Consider the following 16,047-nt stretch of genomic DNA (forward strand, 5'->3'; position numbering starts at 1 on the left):
TTCCGGTGGGTGGAATCGCCGATTTCACGGTGATTCCACCCGCAGTTCACCTGGTCAGTACGTGTTGTCAGTGGAGCGTGTTCTCATGGAGACATGATCGAAACCATCACAGAAAGCATCGACGACTTTCTGACCCGCACTGTCACCGACCAGCTCCTGACCGACGTGGAGCGGATCGTCCGCGCCGCGGCCGCCGCCGAGATATCGCCCCGCTTCCGGCAGCTCGCCGCCCATGAGATCGAGGAGAAGAGCGCCCCGCACGACCTCGTCACGGTCGCCGACAAGCGCGCCGAGGAGTACCTCACGCGCGAGCTGAGCGCCGTACTGCCCGGCTCCGTCGTGGTAGGCGAGGAAGCGGTCGCCGCCGACCCGAGCACGTACGAGGCGATCCGCGGCGCCGCCCCCGTCTGGATCGTCGACCCGGTCGACGGCACCCGCCAGTTCGTGCACGGCGATCCCGGCTTCTGCACCCTCGTCGCCCTCGCACTCGACGGCGTGGTCCTCGCCTCCTGGACGTACGCGCCCGCGCTGGACGAGTTCGCCGTGGCCGTACGCGGCCGGGGCGCCCGGCTCAACGGCCGCGTGCTGCCCGTCGGCGCACCCGCGCCGGGCAGCGACCTGACCGTCGCCACCTCGCACCCCGACTTCACGACCGACGACCAGAAGCGCGCCCTGCTGGGGCTGCGCACAGCCGGCGTCGCACCGCGGCCCTGCGGCTCGGCGGGCCTGGAGTACCTGGCCGTCGCCCGCGGCGACCTCGACGCCATCGCCTTCGGCTGGGAGCTGGCCTGGGACCACGCGGCCGGACTCCTCCTGGTCGAGGAGACCGGCGGCGCGCACCTCACCCGCGACGGCGTCCCCTTCACGATCACCGGGGGGAACGCGCTGCCGTTCACCGCGGCACGCGACGCGGCGACGGCCCACCGGGTGGCGGGGCTGCTGGCCGACGGCGCCTGACCACGCGTCCCGCGCGGTGGCAGGACGCCGGGCGGTACCCGCGCCCGGCGTCGCCGGTGCTCAGGCATATCCTGTGCGGGCAGTGGCCGTCGGCTGACAAAGGAGTCCGAAGGTGCCGTCGATGCTCGATGCCGTTGTGGTGGGTGCGGGGCCGAACGGGCTGACCGCCGCGGTCGAACTGGCCAGGCGGGGCTTCTCCGTGGCCCTCTTCGAGGCCGGGTCCACCGTCGGCGGCGGCGCACGCACCGAGGAGCTGACGCTGCCCGGCTTCCGCCACGACCCCTGCTCGGCGGCGCACCCGCTGGGCATCAACTCCCCGGCGTTCAGGGCGATGCCGCTGGAGCGGTACGGACTCGAGTGGGCCCAGCCCGAGCTGCCCATGGCCCACCCGTTCCCGGACGGCACGGCCGCCGTCCTGTCCCGGTCCGTCGCCGAGACCGCCGCTTCCTTCGGCCCCCGGGACGCGGGCGCCTACCGGCGTCTGGTCGAGCCGCTCCTGCCGCACTGGGACGCCCTCGTCCAGGACTTCATGTCGCTGCCGCTCAGCGCGCTGCCCCGCGACCCCGTCACCCTCGCCCGGTTCGGCCTGCGCGGGCTGCCGCCCGCGACGTGGCTGATGCGCCGCTTCCGTGACGAGCGGGCCCAGGCACTGTTCTCCGGCCTCGTCGCCCACACCATCGCCCCCCTCGGCGGCTTCGCGACCTCCGCGATCGGCCTCGTCTTCGCCCTCGCCGCCCACGCGCGCGGCTGGCCGCTCGCCCGGGGCGGCTCCCAGTCCCTCTCCGACGCGCTCGCCGCGTACTTGAAGGACCTCGGCGGAGCCATCCACACCGACTACGAGGTGAAGCGGCTCGACGACCTGCCGCCCGCCCGCGCCTACATCTTCGACACCTCGCCCACGGCCCTCGCCCGCATCGCGGGGTTCGGCCGCTATTACGACCGGTTCCGGTACGGGGCCAGTGTGTTCAAGGTCGACTACGCGCTCGACGGGCCGGTGCCGTGGACCGCTCCGGAGGCCAGGTCGGCCGGCACCGTGCAGGTCGGCCCGTACCGCTCCGACATCGGCAGGGCCCTGCGCGCCGCGTCGGTCGAGGACCGGGCTCCCGAGGCGCCGTTCCTCATCACCGTGCAGCCGAGCGTCGTGGACACCACGCGCGCGCCCGCGGGCAAGCACACGTTCTGGGCGTACGGCCACGTGCCGAACGGCTGGGACGGGGACCTGACCGACGCCATCGAGCGTCAACTGGAGCGTTTCGCACCGGGGTTCAGGGACCTGGTCCTCGCCCGCGCCACGGCGGGCCCGCCCGAGCTCGCCGTGCGCAACGCCAACTACGTGGGCGGCGACATCGCCTGCGGCTCGGTCGGCGGACTCCAGCTGATGCTGCGCCCCAAGCTCTCGCTGTCCCCGTACACGACCCCGCATCCGGCCGTGTACATCTGCTCGTCGGCGACCCCGCCGGGCCCCGGCGTGCACGGCATGTCCGGACACAACGCGGCGAAGGCCGTCTGGCGCAGGCTCCGGACGGCCTCATGAGTACCCAACTCGACCTGGTGCAGGGCGACATCACCCAGCAGGACGTGGACGCCATGGTGAACGCGGCGAACTCGTCCCTGCTCGGCGGCGGCGGGGTCGACGGCGCCATCCACCGGCGGGGCGGCCCCGAGATCCTCGCCGAATGCCGCAAGTTGCGGGCCTCGCACCACGGCAAGGGGCTCAGGACAGGGCACGCCGTCGCCACCACCGCGGGGCTGCTCCCCGCCCGGCACGTCATCCACACCGTCGGACCCCGCTGGTCGGCGACCGAGGACCGGACGGAACTGCTCGCCTCGTGCTACCGGGAGTCGCTGCGGATCGCCGCCGAACTCGGCGCGCGCACCGTGGCGTTCCCCGCGATCTCCACCGGCATCTACGGCTGGCCACTGGACGACGGCGCGCGGATCGCCGTCGGGACGGTCCGCGCGGCCGCGCCGTCGGTCGTCGAGGAGGTACGGTTCGTCGTCTTCGACGACCGGGCCCACGAGGCGTTCGCCCGGCACCTGTCCTGAGGCCGGCCGCCCGGGTTCACCACGCCACGGGCAGCTCCCTCAGCCCGTAGACGATGTTCCGCGTGGCGTACGCGAGGTCCGTCTCCGGGACGGCGAGGCGCAGGGTGGGTACGCGGCGCAGCAGCGTCGTGAGGATCAGCTGCAGCTCCACGCGGGCCAGCGTCTGGCCGAGGCACTGGTGCACGCCGAACCCGAACGCCAGGTGGCGGCGTGCGTCCCGGCCCAGGTCGAGGGTGTCGGCGTCCTCGCCGAACAGGGCGGCATCCCGGTTCGCCGTGGACAGCATGCAGATGACGCCCTCGCCCGCCGCGATGGCCACCCCGCCCACCTCGACGTCCTCCTTCGCGGCGCGGGCGAGCCCCAGATGGATGATGGTCAGATGGCGCAGCAGCTCCTCCACCGCGCCGGGGACGAGCGCCGGGTCCGCGCGCAGGCGTGCCGTCTGCTCGGGGTCGCGCAGCAGCGCGCATACGGAGATCGCGGTCATGTTCGCCGTCGACTCGTGTCCGGTGACCAGGAGCAGGAAGCCCAGCGAGGCGACCTGCTGCGGAGTGAGGTCGGGGCGTGCGGCGAGCCGGCTGAGGATGTCGTCACCGGGTTCGCGGGTCCTGAGCTCGGCGAGCTGTTCGAGGAAGGCGGTCAACTCGCCGTGTGCGGACGCCACTTCGCCGTGCGAGGCGGTGTTGTCGAGCAGGGTGCGGCTGAGCGACTGGAAGCGGTCGTGGTCCGCGTAGGGCACGCCCAGCATCAGGCAGATCACCAGTGAGGGGATCGGCAGCGCGAAGTCCGCGACGAGGTCTGCGGGTCGGCCGCCCGCGAGCATCGCGTCGAGCCGTTCGTCGATGATCCGCTGGATGCCGGGGCGCAGCTCCTCCACGCGGCGCACCAGGAAGTCCTTGGTGACCATCCGGCGCAGCCGGGCGTGCTCCGGATCGTCCATGCGGATGAAACTCGGCCGGGCCGTGGCCAGTTCGCGCTGGCCCGGCGAGAGGAACGGGAAGCCGGGCGTCCGCGCGTCGGCGCTGAACCGGGCGTCGGACAGCACCGACCGCACTTCCTGATAGCCCGTCACCAGCCAGCAGGGCGAGCCGTCGGGCAGCACGGAGCGGGTGACCGGCGCCTGCCCGGCCGCCTCGGTATAGGCCGGGGGCGGCGTGAACGGACAGGCCCCGTACGGGGCGGGAAGGGTGAGCGGGGGTGCGGGCGGGGCGGAGGTCATGACAGGGGGACGCCTTCCGTGGTCCGGGCCGGTGCGGTGAGGTGGGCCGGTGCGGTGAGGTGGATCGCACCGCTGGGGCAGAGCGCGGCGGCGAGGCGCAGCCGGTCCGTCACGGCGGGCCGTTCCTCGACCAGCGTGACCAGGCCGTCCTCGTCGTGCGCGAACACCTCGGGGGCGGTGGACACGCACTGTCCGGCGCTGCAGCAGCGCTCAGCGTCGACGCGCACCGTGGGGCCGCCGCCGGGGGTGTGCAGCGTGTTCAGCGTCGTACAGACCATGGCGCACTGGCCCACGAGCACGAGGAGTTCGAGCAGTTCGGGCGTGGTGAACATCTCCGCCAGCTCGTGCCACAGCGCTTCGGGAAGTGCGGTGCCCACGGAGAGGAGGTCCACCGCGCGCAGCGTGGCCGCTTCGCGCGCGCTCCAGTCGTACACGCCCGGGTCCGCGGCGGCTGTCGCGGCGACGGCCGCCGGAGGGACACCGAGATCGCGTGCGTGGCCCTCGTGGCGGGCGCGGACGTACGGGGAGCGCAGCCGGTGCGCGGTCCGCAGCATCGCCAGCTCGCGCAGGCGCGCGTCCAACAGTCCCTGGTGTGTGAGGACTTGGGCGAGGTGCAGCCACGCCTCGGCCAGCGGCGGGTGGTGGGCGAGCGTGCCGAAGAGGTTCTCGCGGCCGGCGCCGTCCTGGCGCGAGGCGTGCAGCAGCGCGCGCAGTGCGGGCGGCCACGCGTCCGGGGGCAGCGGGGTGATGCGCGGCGTCACCACGAGCACACCACCACTCCGGCGCTCGCCCCGCTCGCGAACCCGAACAGGCCCACCAGGTCGCCCCGTTGCAGCCGCCCCGACTCCAGGGCCGTGGCGAGCTGGAGGGGGATGGTGTTCGTGGCGACGTTGCCGTGCGTCGGGAACGTCGCCTGGATGCGGTCCACGTCCACGCCCACCCAGTCGCACGCCACCTTGGTGAAGGCGACGGACGGCTGATGGATGCAGACCAGGTCCAGGTCCGCCATGGACACCCCGATGTCGCGCACCGCACCCCGCATGCGCTGCGGCAACCCCTCGAAGGACGCCACGAGTCGGGACGAGTCGATGTGCAGATGGCCCAGGGTGCGATCACGGGCGTACGGGTTCGGGAGGGTGGCGGCGGGCCAGCCCCACGAGTTGGCGAAGAAGCGCGAGCCGAGCACGCCGGGCCGCTCGGACGCCTCCATGAGCAGGGCCGATCCCATGTCGCCCGTGCTGAGGCTGGGCAGCGCCGTCAGCACGTCGTCCTGGGCGGCGACCGACCACCGGCTCTCCCGCGTCGAGACCTCCGCCGTGGTGATCAGGACCCGCCGGTACTGGCCCGCCTTGATGAACGCGTCGGCGACCTCGATGGCGTTGAGCACCCCGTTGCAGGCGTTCTTGAGGTCGAACACCGGGCATTTCAGGCCGAGTTTGTCGGCCACGACATGGGCGGTCGCGGGCTCCTCCATGTCGGCGAGGATGCCCGTGAAGATGAGCAGATCGATGTCGTCGGCGGCTGCGACGCCGGGGCTCTCGAAGAGCTTGAGGGCGGCGTGCGCGGCCAGGTCGGACGGCTGCTCGTCGGCGTCGGCGACGGTCCTTTCGAGCAGCCCGTACATGTGCCGCAGGACGCCGCGGGTCAGGGTGACGTCCGGACTGTGGGTACGGAAGCGGTCCTCCGCCTCGGCGACGGTCTGGCGACCTGGCGGCACGTGCACGGCCGCATGGGAGAGGGAGCTGTACGCGGTCAAGTGGATGGGCTCTTTCGTACGGGAGGGCGCGGAGGGGGCGGTGCGGTACTTCGTGAACCGGGCCTAGGCGGGGATCAGCGCGAGCACGACGTTGTGCCCGCCGAATCCGAAGGAGTGGCTGACGGCCGCCCGCACCCGCTGGGCCCGCGGCGCCCCGGTCACACAGTCGAGGTCGAACTCCAGGCCTTCCTCGGTGAGGTTGGCGATCGGCGGCACCGTGCCGTGGTGGACCGTCAGCGCGGTGACGGCCGCCTCGATCGCCCCGGCCGCACCCAGGCTGTGGCCGAGGACGCCCTTGGGCGCGGTGACACTGGGGCCGTGCGGCAGGACGCGGCCGATGAGTTCGGCCTCGGTCAGGTCGTTGAGCGGGGTCGACGTGCCGTGCGCGTCGACGTGGTCGACGTCGGCGGGGGACAGGCCCGCGTCCGCGAGGGCGGCGCGCAGTGCCGTCTCCGCGACGACGCCGCCGGGCGCGGGAGCCGTCGGATGGTGGGCGTCGGTCGACTGACCGGCCCCCGCCAGCAGCGCGTAGCCTCGCCGGCCGCGGGCCCGGGCGTCCGCCGTGCGCTCCAGGACACAGATCGCGGCGCCCTCCGAGATGACGAACCCGTCCCGGTCCGCCGCGAACGGGCGGGACGCGGCGGCCGGTTCGGCGCCGCGCGCGGACAGTGCGCCCATGCGCTGGAAACCGGTGGTGACCACCGGGGTGACGGCGGCCTCGGTGCCGCCCGCGACGGCGATGTCACAGGCCCCGCTCAGCAGGAGATCGCGGGCGACGACCAGGGCGCTGGCCCCCGAGGCACACGCGGACTCGGTGGCCAGCGACGGGCCGCGTGCGGCGAGATCGAGGGCCACCTCGCCCGCCGCCATGTTGGAGATCAGCATCGGCACCAGCGTGGGCGCGACCAGATCGGGCCCGCCCTGGTGGAAGCGGAGCGTCTGGTCCTCCAGATGCGCGGCGCCCGCGAGCCCCGAGCCGACGATCACGGCGACCCGCGCACCGTCCCAGCCGTCCCCGGGACTCAGCCCGGCGTCGGCGACGGCTTCCCGCGCGGCGAGCACCGCGTGCCGGGTGAAGCGGCCCATCCGCCACGCCTTGCCGCCACCGATCCGGCCCTGGGAGGGCGGGAGTTCGGGGATGCGGCAGGAGAAGTCGACGGGGCAGCCCTTGAGCTGGAGATCACGGGCCGCGGTGGAGGCGCCGCGCAGCAGCCCGGACCAGGTGGCCTCGCGGCCGGCGCCGGCCGGGGTGATGAGCCCCAGGCCGGTGACGGCGACGGAACGGTCGGCCGTGGTCACCGGGCCCCCGCCGCGGCGTACTTGGCGTTGAGGGCGGCGGTCAGCTCGGCGACGGTGGTGTGCTTCGCGGCCTCGTCCTCCGCCACCTGCACGCCCAGCTGTTCCTGGAGCGCGAGGGCGAGTTCGGCGAGGGCGAGGGAGTCGAGGTCGAGGCTCTCCAGCGTGGCGTCGGGACGGATGTGCTCCGGGTCGATCTCGAACTTCTCGGTGAGGACGGCGGTGAGGGCGGCGCTTGCGGGGGACTCTGCGGACATGTTGGACCTTTCAGGGGGGTGTTTCTCAGGGGCCCTCTCACCGGCGGAGGCACGGCGAGGGGAGGCGCCGCGCGATGCCATGGGCGGCGGCGCGCGGTGCGTGAAGCGGCGCGGACGGGCCGCGCGGCAGGAGGAGTGAAGTCGAGGGGCGCGGAGGACCGGGCGGTGTCAGCGGCAGGCGGGGGCCGCGGGAGCCACCGCGTCCGCCCCTGTGCCGGCCGCCGTGTCCACCGGTGCCACCACGGGCAGCTCCGGCCAGGACAGCGTCGCGGACGCCCAGGTGAGCCCCGCGCCGAAGGAGGTCAGCAACACCCGGTCGCCGACGGCCAGTTGGTCGCGGGAGGCGGCGTCGGCGAGGGCCAGCGGCAAGGACGCGGCGCCGGTGTTGCCGACCCGCCCGATGTTGCCGACCTGCCGGTCGCCGGGTAGCCGCAGCCGCTCGCCGACGGCGTCGAGGATCCGGGCGTTGGCCTGGTGGGCGGCGAACCGGTCGACGTCGTCTGCCGTCCAGCCGGTGCGGGCGAGCACCCGCTGCGACGACTCGGTCATCCGGGTCACCGCGTGCTGGTAGACCTCGCGGCCCGCCATCCGGAAGTGCCGGTCGGCCGGGGTGTGGTCGGCGGGCCGGGCGCGCTCGGCCGCGCCCCCGCCGGGGACCTGGATCAGCTCGTGCCCGGTGCCGTCGCTGCCCAGGTCGAAGGCGAGCAGACCGCCCGGCTCGCCGTACGTGCCCCGGCGCAGCAGCACCGCGCCCGCCCCGTCGGCGAAGACGACACCGGCGCTGCGGTCCGCGGGGTCCAGGAGGGTCGAGTAGACCTCGGCGGCGACCAGCAGCACCCGCTGCGCGTACCCGGCGGCGATGGCACCCGCGGCCGCGGCCAGGCCGTAGCCGAAGCCGCTGCACGCGGCGGCGATGTCCCAGGCGGCCACGTGTCCGAGACCCAGGCGGGCCGCGAGCTGTGGAGCCATCGCGGGCATCGGCCGGTCCGGCGTCGAGGTCGCCACCAGCACGGTGTCCGGTTCCTGACCGTCCAGCGCGGCCAGGACCCGGCCCGCGGCCTCGAACGCGAGGTCGCTCGTGCGGACCCCGGGACCGGCCCAGTGGCGGGTGACGATGCCGGTACGGCGCCGCACCCAGGCGTCGTCGACGCCCCAGGCGGCCGGGAGCTCGGCATTCGAGACCCGGCGCGGCGGCACCCAGCCCGCGAGCCCCTCGAGGACCGCGGTGGGGCGGTCGGAAGGGGCCCCCGCGGGGCGGTCGGCTACGGTCACGCGAACCTCGCTCTGTTCCTGGTGGCGGCCGCGTACGGCAGCAGCGGAAACGAATCAGCGGGCTGACTTTAAGCACAGCGAGAATCCCCGGAAACCAGGCATATCGTCCGACTGCCACGTGTGCACAATGGAGTTGACGAATTCCGCGCAGGTCAGGGGCGTGCGTTGCGCGCAGGGGGCGGACGAGATGCTCGCGCGCGCCCCACGAGTGTCACCCGGAGGGATGCGCGCGCCCCGGCCCGTGGCCGGAAAAGGAGGGCGAGGACGGGCGAGGACGATGTCGGATTCTCGCCAGCCGAGCCGCTCACCATGCCCGATCCTGGAGTCATGTCCACCGACAAGGCGCTCACCGGAACCGGGACGGTTCGAGACACCGCCGCCATGCACACCGACACCGAGCGGTGCGTACGGGCGGTGCAGGCCAAGGACACCCGGTTCGACGGGGTGTTCTTCACCGCCGTCCTGACCACCCGCATCTACTGCAGGCCCGGCTGCCCGGTCGTGCCGCCCAAGCCGCGCAACATGGTGTTCCACCCGAGCGCCGCCGCCTGCCAGCAGGCCGGATTCCGGGCCTGCAAGCGCTGCAGGCCCGACACCAGCCCCGGCTCACCCGAGTGGAACCGGCGCGCCGACCTCACCGCCCGCGCCATGCGGCTCATCGGTGACGGAACCGTCGACCGCGAGGGCGTCCCCGGCCTCGCCCGCCGCCTCGGCTACAGCGAGCGGCAGATCGAGCGGCAGCTGTTCGCCGAACTCGGCGCAGGACCCCTCGCACTCGCCCGCGCCCAGCGCGCCCAGACCGCGCGGCTGCTCATCGAGACCACCGGGCTCCCGATGGCCGATGTCGCGTTCGCCGCCGGGTTCGCCTCGATCCGCACCTTCAACGACACCGTCCGCGAGGTCTTCGCGCTCTCCCCGAGCGAACTGCGCACCCGGGCCCCCAAAGGACTCCCGAGCGCACCCGGCGCGATCGCGCTCCGGCTGCCGTTCCGTGCGCCCCTCAACCCCGACAACCTTTTCGGACACCTCGCGGCGACCGCCGTACCCGGCGTCGAGGAGTGGCGCGACGGCGCGTACCGGCGCACGCTCCGGCTCCCGTACGGCCACGGCATCGTGGCCCTCACGCCGGGCGCCGAGTACATCGCCTGCCGTCTGATCCTCACCGACCAGCGTGATCTGACCGTCGCCATCAGCCGCTGCCGCCGCATGCTGGACCTCGACGCCGACCCGGTCGCCGTGGACGGCCGGCTGCGCACCGACCCCCTGCTCGCGCCCCTCGTCGACAAGGCCCCGGGCCGGCGGGTGCCGCGCACCGTCGACGAGGCCGAGTTCGCGGTGCGGGCCGTGCTCGGGCAGCAGGTCTCCACCGCGGCCGCCCGCACCCACGCCGCCCGCCTCGTGCTGGCCCACGGCGAACCCGTCGACGACCCCGAGGGCGGCCTCACCCACCTCTTCCCGTCACCGGCCGCGCTCGCCTCCCTCGACCCCGAGTCGCTGGCCCTGCCGCGCAGCCGCCGCACCACCCTCATCACGCTCGTACGTCAACTGGCGGATGGCGACCTGACGTTGGGCCCCGAGTCCGACTGGGACGAGGCCCGGGTGCGGCTCGCCGAACTGCCCGGCTTCGGGCCCTGGACCATCGAAGCCATCATGATGCGCGCCCTCGGCGACCCGGACGCCTTCCTGCCCACCGACCTCGGGATGCGGCGCGCCGCACAGGAGTTGGGGTTGCCGCACACCCCGGCCGCGCTCACCGCGCGCGCCGCGGCCTGGCGGCCCTGGCGGGCGTACGCGACGCAGTACCTGTGGGCCACCGGCAGCCACCCGATCAACTTCCTGCCCGCATAGGGGAATCACAGCCATGGAACGCAAGCAGCACACCGTCATCGACAGTCCGTACGGCCGGCTCACCCTCGTCGCCACCGACGGGGCGCTGTCCGGCCTCTACATGACCGAACAGCGCCACCGCCCCGCCGAGGAGGCCTTCGGCGAACGCGACGAGCGCCCCTTCGGCGCGGCCATCGACCAGCTGGAGGCCTACTTCCAGGGGGAGTTGAAGGAGTTCGACCTTCCCCTCGCCCTGCACGGCACGCCCTTCCAGCGCTCCGTCTGGCAGCAGCTGCGGCAGATCCCGTACGGCGAGACCCGCACCTACGGCGAACTCGCGGCGGCTCTCGGCAACCCGGCCGCCTCCCGCGCCGTGGGCCTCGCCAACGGCAAGAACCCCGTCGGCGTCATCGTGCCCTGCCACCGCGTGATCGGCGCGAGCGGCAGCCTCACCGGATACGGCGGCGGACTGGAGCGCAAGCAGCGGCTGCTCGACTTCGAGCGCGGCGCGGCCCTCTTCTAGACCGGCTCCCGTCTACGCCAACTCGCCCAGCAGACGCGGCAGCGCCGTCCCGATCGGTTCCCGTACGACCTCGTCCGCCACCTCGTCGTACGGGGTCGGCTCGGCGTTGACCACCACCAGGCGCGCGCCGTGCTCCGCGGCGAGCCCGGCGAGGCCCGCGGCCGGCTGCACCTGGAGGCTGGAGCCGACGGCGAAGAAGACCTGGCAGGCCTTGCTGATCGCGACGGCCTCGCCGAGCACCACCGGGTCGAGGCGCTCGCCGAACATCACGGTCGTCGACTTGAGGATGCCGCCGCAGACCGGACAGCCGGGATCGTCCTCACCGGCCTCCACGCGGGCGATCGCCGCCTCCATCGGGCCGCGCCCACCGCACTGCGTGCACACGAACTGCCGGGCGGAGCCGTGCAGTTCGAGCACCTTGCGGCCGGGCATCCCGGCGAGCTGGTGCAGGCCGTCCACGTTCTGCGTGATGACCCGCACCGGCACGCCCGCCTCGTCGAGACCGGCGATCGCGCGGTGCGCCCCGTTCGGCTCGGCGGTCAGGGTGCGGGCCCGGCGCCGCACCTGCCAGGCGCGACGCCGGATCTCCGGATCGTTCATGTAGTACTCGTACGTGACGAGCTTCTCGGCGTCCGGATCCTTGCGCCACACCCCGTTCGGCCCGCGGTAGTCCGGGATCCCGGAGTCGGTGCTGATACCGGCACCGGTCAGGATCGCGACGAGCGGTTTCGCGGACGTAGCGGACGCGGCGGACGCAGGTGTGGCGCTCATGGCGTCGAGGGTAGGTCAGGCGGACGCCTCCGCGTCCACCGGTTTCGGGATGAGCAGCGAGGTGAACAGGGCCGCCACGATCAGGACGAGGCCCGCCACGACACCGGCGCTGTACCCGCCGACGGACGATCCGTCGGCCGGGGCGACCGCCTTCATCGCCGCGTAGAGGACGACGAAGCTCAGCCCCGCGCCCAGGTTGAAGCAGCCGGCGTTGAGGCCCGGCAGGAAGCCCGGGTTCTCCTTGGGGGAGAGCAGGATGCCGAGGCCGTTGAGCATGATGTTGACCGTGCCCGCGTAGGTCGCGCCGAGCAGGATCGAGACCGTGAGCAGCAGGCCCGACGAGTCGGTGTGCAGCGTCAGCAGGGCGAGGACCGTGGCCACCGCGGTGGCGGTCAGACCGATGCGCAGGACGCGGCCGTAGCCGAAGGTCGCCGCGAGCCGTCCCGCGAGGGGGCCCATGGCCAGGCCCGCGAGCGCGTAGGGCGTCAGCGTCCACCAGGTGGCACCCTCGGCGCCGAGGCCAAGGCCCACGGAGGTGTCCTGGGCGAAGCCGGGCAGCAGGCCGTTCATGATGGCGAAGACACCGGTCATGGTCAGCATCGTGGAGAGCAGGATCGACCAGGTGGCGCGCCGCTTCAGCAGGTGCGTGGTGACCAGCGGGTGCTTGGTGCGGGTCTCCATGCGCCAGAACGCCCAGAACGCGAGTGCGGCCACGACCAGCAGGCCGATGGCCAGCGGCCAGTTCGCGTCGGCCAGCTTGCCCGCCTCGTTGAAGGCGACCAGCAGGGCGCCGACGGAGACGACCAGGAGCGCGACGCCCGGCCAGTCCATGGGCGGCCGCTCGTCCGCGCGCGAGTCGGGTGCCAGGAAGCGGACGAGCAGGGCGGCGAGGGCCGCGAAGCCGGTCATGACCCAGAAGATCGAGGCGTATCCGTGGTGCTCGGCCAGCGAGCCGCCCGCGAACGAGTCGACGCCCGCGATGCCGCCGTTGACCGCGGTGACCAGGCCGAGGAGCGTGCCGTACCGCTTCGGGTCGGGGACCTCGACGCGCAGCATGATCAGCGCGAGCGGGATGGTGGGGCCCGAGGCGCCCTGGATGACGCGGCCGACGGCGAGCGTGCCGACGGAACCGGCGAGCGCGGAGATCACACAGCCGACGGCCATCAGGGCCATCATCCCGGTGAGCACCTTGCGCCGGCCGATGAGGTCGCCGAGGCGCGGCAGGAACAGCGAGAACATCGCGGCGGCCGTGAAGAAGGCCGTCTGGGTGACGCTGATCGCCGAGGCGCTGGTGTGCAGTTCGTCCGCCATCGTCGCGAGGGCGGGGCTGAGCATCGAGGCGTTGAGCTGGAAGGCGAAGCTGGCCACGAGCAGCGCGGCCATCAGGGCACCGACCCGGACCGGGCGTCCCGGGCCGGGCCCGGCGGCCGGGGTGTGGGGGGAGGCGGAGACGCTCATGCTGTGCTCTCTCCGGTTTCCCCGATGCGTACGAGAGCGTCCACGACGAGGTTCCAGAACCGCTCGTGGTCCAGGTCGACGGCGACCTGGGTGTGGCAGTCGGCGGGCGCGGGAGAGCGCAGGTCGGTGACGGTCATACCGAGGGTGAGCGCGCCGCGCAGCTCGATGTCGACGGGTGCCTTGCGTACGGTCATGACGCCCGGGTCGATGACGTACGCGACCGCGCACGGGTCGTGCACCGGCGGGTGCTCGAAGCCCTGGTTCTCGCGGTACGCCTCGCGGAAGAAGTCGAGGAGTTCGAGGACGAACCGCGCGGGCTTCGTGCCGACGGCCGCGATCTTCTTCTCGACGTCGGGGGTGGCCAGCGCCTGATGGGTGAGGTCGAGCCCGACCATGGTCACCGGCCACGACTCGTTGAAGACGATGTGGGCGGCCTCGGGGTCGATGACGATGTTGAACTCGGCGACCGGGCTCCAGTTGCCCTCGTGGTAGCCGCCGCCCATCAGGACGACCTCGCGGACGCGCTCGGCGATCCGGGGCTCCTTGCGCACGGCCATCGCGATGTTCGTCAGACCGGCCGTCGGCACGATCGTGATCTCGCCCGGCTCGTGCGCCATGACGGTGTCGATGATGAGGTCGACGGCGTGCCGCCGGTCGAGCTCGGTCGTCGGCTCGGGCAGATCGGGGCCGTCGAGTCCCGTCTCGCCGTGGATCTCGGGCGCGGTCTCGATCTCGCGCACCAGCGGGCGGGGGCAGCCCGCCGCGAAGGGGACCCCGGTGATGCCGGCGATCGCGGCCACCGAGAGGGCGTTGCGCGTCACCTTCTCCAGGGTCTGGTTCCCGACGACGGTCGTCACGGCGACCAGGTCGATGTCGGGGTTGCCGTGCGCGAGGAGCATGGCGATCGCGTCGTCGTGCCCCGGGTCGCAGTCGAGGATGATCTTCCTGGCCAACGGAATGAGCCCCTTTGCTCCGGAGCACCGTCGCTCCGGCCGAAGTAATACGGAAAACTGTCCAGGGAAAGCTCACCCCTCGCCACCCGAGTTGTCAACGCGCGTAGATGCCCAAGATGCGGTGATCTGGATTTCGTGCGGACCTCCGAGAAACAGGAACAGGACCTCCAAGAGACGGTGTGCATACGTACGGATATCGCCGAGAGGCGGTGTCCCGGGGGCGGACGGCCATGGGCAGCGGGACCCTCCTGCGGTTATGGTCGCTGCGGCGCGACTGCCTTGACGCGAGCAAGGCCCGAACAGCAAGGGGAGCAAGGTGGCGGACGCTGCACAGGCCGCGCGGCACGTGTTGATCGCGGCGGACAAGTTCAAGGGGTCGCTCACCGCGGTGCAGGTCGCCCAGCGGGTGAGCGCGGGGCTGCGCCGGGTCGCGCCGGACATCGAGATCGTGTCCGTGCCGGTCGCGGACGGCGGCGACGGGACCGTCGCGGCGGCGGTCGCCGCCGGGTTCGAGCGCCGCGAGGCGCGGGTGACCGGGCCGCTCGGCGAACCGGTGACCGCCGCGTACGCGCTGCGCGACGGCACGGCCGTCGTGGAGATGGCGGAGGCGTCGGGCCTCCAGCTCCTCCCCGAAGGCGTCTTCGCCCCGCTCACCTCGACGACCTACGGCTCGGGCGAAGTCATCGCCGCCGCACTCGACGCCGGAGCCCGCTCCATCGTCTTCGGCGTCGGCGGCAGCGCCACGACCGACGGCGGCGCGGGCATGCTGGCCGCGCTCGGCGCCCGCTTCCTGGACGCGGCGGGCGAGCCCGTCGGACCCGGCGGCGGCGCCCTCGCCACGCTGGCCACCGCCGACCTGTCCGGCCTCGACGCCCGCCTCGCCGACGTGGAACTCGTCCTCGCCAGCGACGTCGACAACCCGCTCACCGGACCCAAGGGCGCACCCGCGGTCTACGGTCCGCAGAAGGGCGCGACGCCCGAGGACGTGGCCGAACTGGACGCCGCGCTCGCCCACTTCGCCAAGGTGCTCGGCGAGTCCGTCGGCCCGAAGGCACAGGAGTACGCCGAATCGCCGGGCGCCGGCGCCGCGGGCGGCATCGGCTACGGGGCCCTGGTCGGCCTCGGCGCGAGCTTCCGGCCCGGCATCGAGGTCATGCTCGACGTCCTCGGCTTCGCCCCCGCGCTGGAGCGGGCCACGCTGGTGATCACCGGCGAGGGCTCCCTCGACGAGCAGACCCTGCACGGCAAGGCCCCGGCCGGGGTCGCCGCGGCGGCGCGGGCCGCGGGCATCGAGGTCGTCGCGGTCTGCGGCCGCCTCGCGCTCTCGCCCGCGGCGCTCGGGCAGGCCGGGATCCGGCGTGCCTATGCGCTGACGGACGTGGAGCCGGATGTGGCTCGTTGCATCGCGGAGGCGGGGCCGATCCTGGAGGACGTGGCGGAGCGCGTCGCCGCCGATTTCTTGAGCTGAGCCGAGCGCCGTTGCGGTTGCCGGGTGCGGGCGTGTGCGGCTCTCGTCGTGACTTCTCGCGCAGTTCCCCGCGCCCCTGGAGCACGCGGCTCCGCCGCAGCCCCATGAGGGCGCGCCTCACACGCCCATGAGTTGGCGCACGCGCGCGTCTTCTGAGATGGCGCACGCGGTGCGCATCTCAGGGGCGCGGGGAACTGCGCTCAGCCGCACTCGACCCGCACCTGCGAGACGGCGGGACTTGGCA

Annotated in this window: 15 protein-coding genes; 6 read left to right on the forward strand and 9 right to left on the reverse strand. The window is 73.3% G+C overall.

Features of this window, described 5'->3' with window-relative positions:
• Positions 1 to 93 precede the first annotated feature (93 nt).
• The 3 genes from AB0J02_RS03305 (at position 94) to AB0J02_RS03315 (ending at position 3,003) form a co-directional block, all read left to right on the forward strand.
• The gene (locus AB0J02_RS03305) at positions 94 to 957 is read left to right on the forward strand and encodes an inositol monophosphatase family protein (protein WP_363191840.1); all 864 of its coding nucleotides are present in this window, start codon (positions 94 to 96) and stop codon (positions 955 to 957) included.
• Between the two features lie 112 nt (positions 958 to 1,069).
• Positions 1,070 to 2,491, forward strand: coding sequence for an NAD(P)/FAD-dependent oxidoreductase (locus AB0J02_RS03310; RefSeq protein ID WP_363191841.1), 1,422 nt, complete (start codon positions 1,070 to 1,072; stop codon positions 2,489 to 2,491).
• Positions 2,488 to 3,003 (forward strand): O-acetyl-ADP-ribose deacetylase, encoded by a 516-nt coding sequence (locus AB0J02_RS03315; RefSeq protein WP_363191842.1) that lies wholly within the window; start codon positions 2,488 to 2,490, stop codon positions 3,001 to 3,003. Before AB0J02_RS03310 ends, AB0J02_RS03315 begins: the two co-directional genes overlap by 4 nt.
• 16 nt (positions 3,004 to 3,019) lie before the next feature.
• On the opposite strand, the gene AB0J02_RS03320 is transcribed toward AB0J02_RS03315, so the two are convergent.
• The 6 genes from AB0J02_RS03320 to AB0J02_RS03345 form a co-directional block, all read right to left on the reverse strand.
• The gene (locus tag AB0J02_RS03320; protein ID WP_363191843.1) at positions 3,020 to 4,222 is read right to left on the reverse strand and encodes a cytochrome P450; all 1,203 of its coding nucleotides are present in this window, start codon (positions 4,220 to 4,222) and stop codon (positions 3,020 to 3,022) included.
• Complete coding sequence (locus tag AB0J02_RS03325; protein WP_363191844.1) at positions 4,219 to 4,986, reverse strand: ferredoxin; 768 nt, start codon at positions 4,984 to 4,986, stop codon at positions 4,219 to 4,221. Before AB0J02_RS03325 ends, AB0J02_RS03320 begins: the two co-directional genes overlap by 4 nt.
• Complete coding sequence (locus AB0J02_RS03330; protein WP_363191845.1) at positions 4,980 to 5,978, reverse strand: 3-oxoacyl-[acyl-carrier-protein] synthase III C-terminal domain-containing protein; 999 nt, start codon at positions 5,976 to 5,978, stop codon at positions 4,980 to 4,982. The genes AB0J02_RS03325 and AB0J02_RS03330 overlap by 7 nt, the downstream gene beginning before the upstream one ends.
• Positions 5,979 to 6,041: 63 nt before the next feature.
• Positions 6,042 to 7,277: a beta-ketoacyl-[acyl-carrier-protein] synthase family protein gene (locus tag AB0J02_RS03335; RefSeq protein WP_363191846.1), complete on the reverse strand. Its 1,236-nt coding sequence runs from the start codon at positions 7,275 to 7,277 to the stop codon at positions 6,042 to 6,044.
• Positions 7,274 to 7,531, reverse strand: coding sequence for a phosphopantetheine-binding protein (locus tag AB0J02_RS03340; RefSeq protein WP_363191847.1), 258 nt, complete (start codon positions 7,529 to 7,531; stop codon positions 7,274 to 7,276). Before AB0J02_RS03340 ends, AB0J02_RS03335 begins: the two co-directional genes overlap by 4 nt.
• 168 nt (positions 7,532 to 7,699) lie before the next feature.
• Complete coding sequence (locus AB0J02_RS03345) at positions 7,700 to 8,803, reverse strand: beta-ketoacyl-ACP synthase 3 (protein ID WP_363191848.1); 1,104 nt, start codon at positions 8,801 to 8,803, stop codon at positions 7,700 to 7,702.
• A gap of 381 nt (positions 8,804 to 9,184) precedes the next feature.
• Here AB0J02_RS03345 and AB0J02_RS03350 point away from each other — a divergent pair, with 381 nt between their 5' ends.
• Both AB0J02_RS03350 and AB0J02_RS03355 read left to right on the forward strand, forming a co-directional pair.
• On the forward strand, positions 9,185 to 10,651 hold the full coding sequence (locus tag AB0J02_RS03350; RefSeq protein WP_363192190.1) for an AlkA N-terminal domain-containing protein: 1,467 nt from the start codon (positions 9,185 to 9,187) through the stop codon (positions 10,649 to 10,651).
• Between the two features lie 13 nt (positions 10,652 to 10,664).
• Positions 10,665 to 11,153, forward strand: coding sequence for a methylated-DNA--[protein]-cysteine S-methyltransferase (locus tag AB0J02_RS03355; protein WP_363191849.1), 489 nt, complete (start codon positions 10,665 to 10,667; stop codon positions 11,151 to 11,153).
• A gap of 12 nt (positions 11,154 to 11,165) precedes the next feature.
• On the opposite strand, the gene AB0J02_RS03360 is transcribed toward AB0J02_RS03355, so the two are convergent.
• The 3 genes from AB0J02_RS03360 to AB0J02_RS03370 are packed head-to-tail and all read right to left on the reverse strand — an operon-like array spanning position 11,166 to position 14,335.
• Positions 11,166 to 11,924 carry a Sir2 family NAD-dependent protein deacetylase gene (locus AB0J02_RS03360; RefSeq protein WP_363191850.1) on the reverse strand — a complete coding sequence of 253 codons (759 nt, stop codon included), beginning with the start codon at positions 11,922 to 11,924 and terminating at the stop codon, positions 11,166 to 11,168.
• Between the two features lie 15 nt (positions 11,925 to 11,939).
• The gene (locus tag AB0J02_RS03365) at positions 11,940 to 13,382 is read right to left on the reverse strand and encodes an MFS transporter (RefSeq protein ID WP_363191851.1); all 1,443 of its coding nucleotides are present in this window, start codon (positions 13,380 to 13,382) and stop codon (positions 11,940 to 11,942) included.
• Positions 13,379 to 14,335, reverse strand: a complete 957-nt coding sequence (locus AB0J02_RS03370) for a nucleoside hydrolase (RefSeq protein ID WP_363191852.1) — start codon at positions 14,333 to 14,335, stop codon at positions 13,379 to 13,381. The genes AB0J02_RS03365 and AB0J02_RS03370 overlap by 4 nt, the downstream gene beginning before the upstream one ends.
• Before the next feature lie 316 nt (positions 14,336 to 14,651).
• On the opposite strand from AB0J02_RS03370, the gene AB0J02_RS03375 reads away from it, so the two are divergent.
• A complete protein-coding gene (locus AB0J02_RS03375; protein ID WP_363191853.1) occupies positions 14,652 to 15,803 on the forward strand; it encodes a glycerate kinase in 1,152 nt (383 codons plus the stop codon).
• The last annotated feature ends 244 nt before the right edge of the window (positions 15,804 to 16,047 follow it).

This window comes from Streptomyces sp. NPDC050264 (genome assembly GCF_040655895.1).
Taxonomy (GTDB): domain Bacteria; phylum Actinomycetota; class Actinomycetes; order Streptomycetales; family Streptomycetaceae; genus Streptomyces.

What these genes read in the sequence shown, in the direction of transcription:
- AB0J02_RS03305 (WP_363191840.1), top strand. Translation starts at nt 94, where the DNA reads ATGATCGAAACCATCACAGAAAGCATCGACGACTTTCTGACCCGCACT.
- AB0J02_RS03315 (WP_363191842.1), top strand. Translation starts at nt 2,488, where the DNA reads ATGAGTACCCAACTCGACCTGGTGCAGGGCGACATCACCCAGCAGGAC.
- AB0J02_RS03320 (WP_363191843.1), bottom strand. Translation starts at nt 4,222, where the DNA reads ATGACCTCCGCCCCGCCCGCACCCCCGCTCACCCTTCCCGCCCCGTAC.
- AB0J02_RS03340 (WP_363191847.1), bottom strand. Translation starts at nt 7,531, where the DNA reads ATGTCCGCAGAGTCCCCCGCAAGCGCCGCCCTCACCGCCGTCCTCACC.
- AB0J02_RS03350 (WP_363192190.1), top strand. Translation starts at nt 9,185, where the DNA reads ATGCACACCGACACCGAGCGGTGCGTACGGGCGGTGCAGGCCAAGGAC.
- AB0J02_RS03355 (WP_363191849.1), top strand. Translation starts at nt 10,665, where the DNA reads ATGGAACGCAAGCAGCACACCGTCATCGACAGTCCGTACGGCCGGCTC.
- AB0J02_RS03360 (WP_363191850.1), bottom strand. Translation starts at nt 11,924, where the DNA reads ATGAGCGCCACACCTGCGTCCGCCGCGTCCGCTACGTCCGCGAAACCG.
- AB0J02_RS03365 (WP_363191851.1), bottom strand. Translation starts at nt 13,382, where the DNA reads ATGAGCGTCTCCGCCTCCCCCCACACCCCGGCCGCCGGGCCCGGCCCG.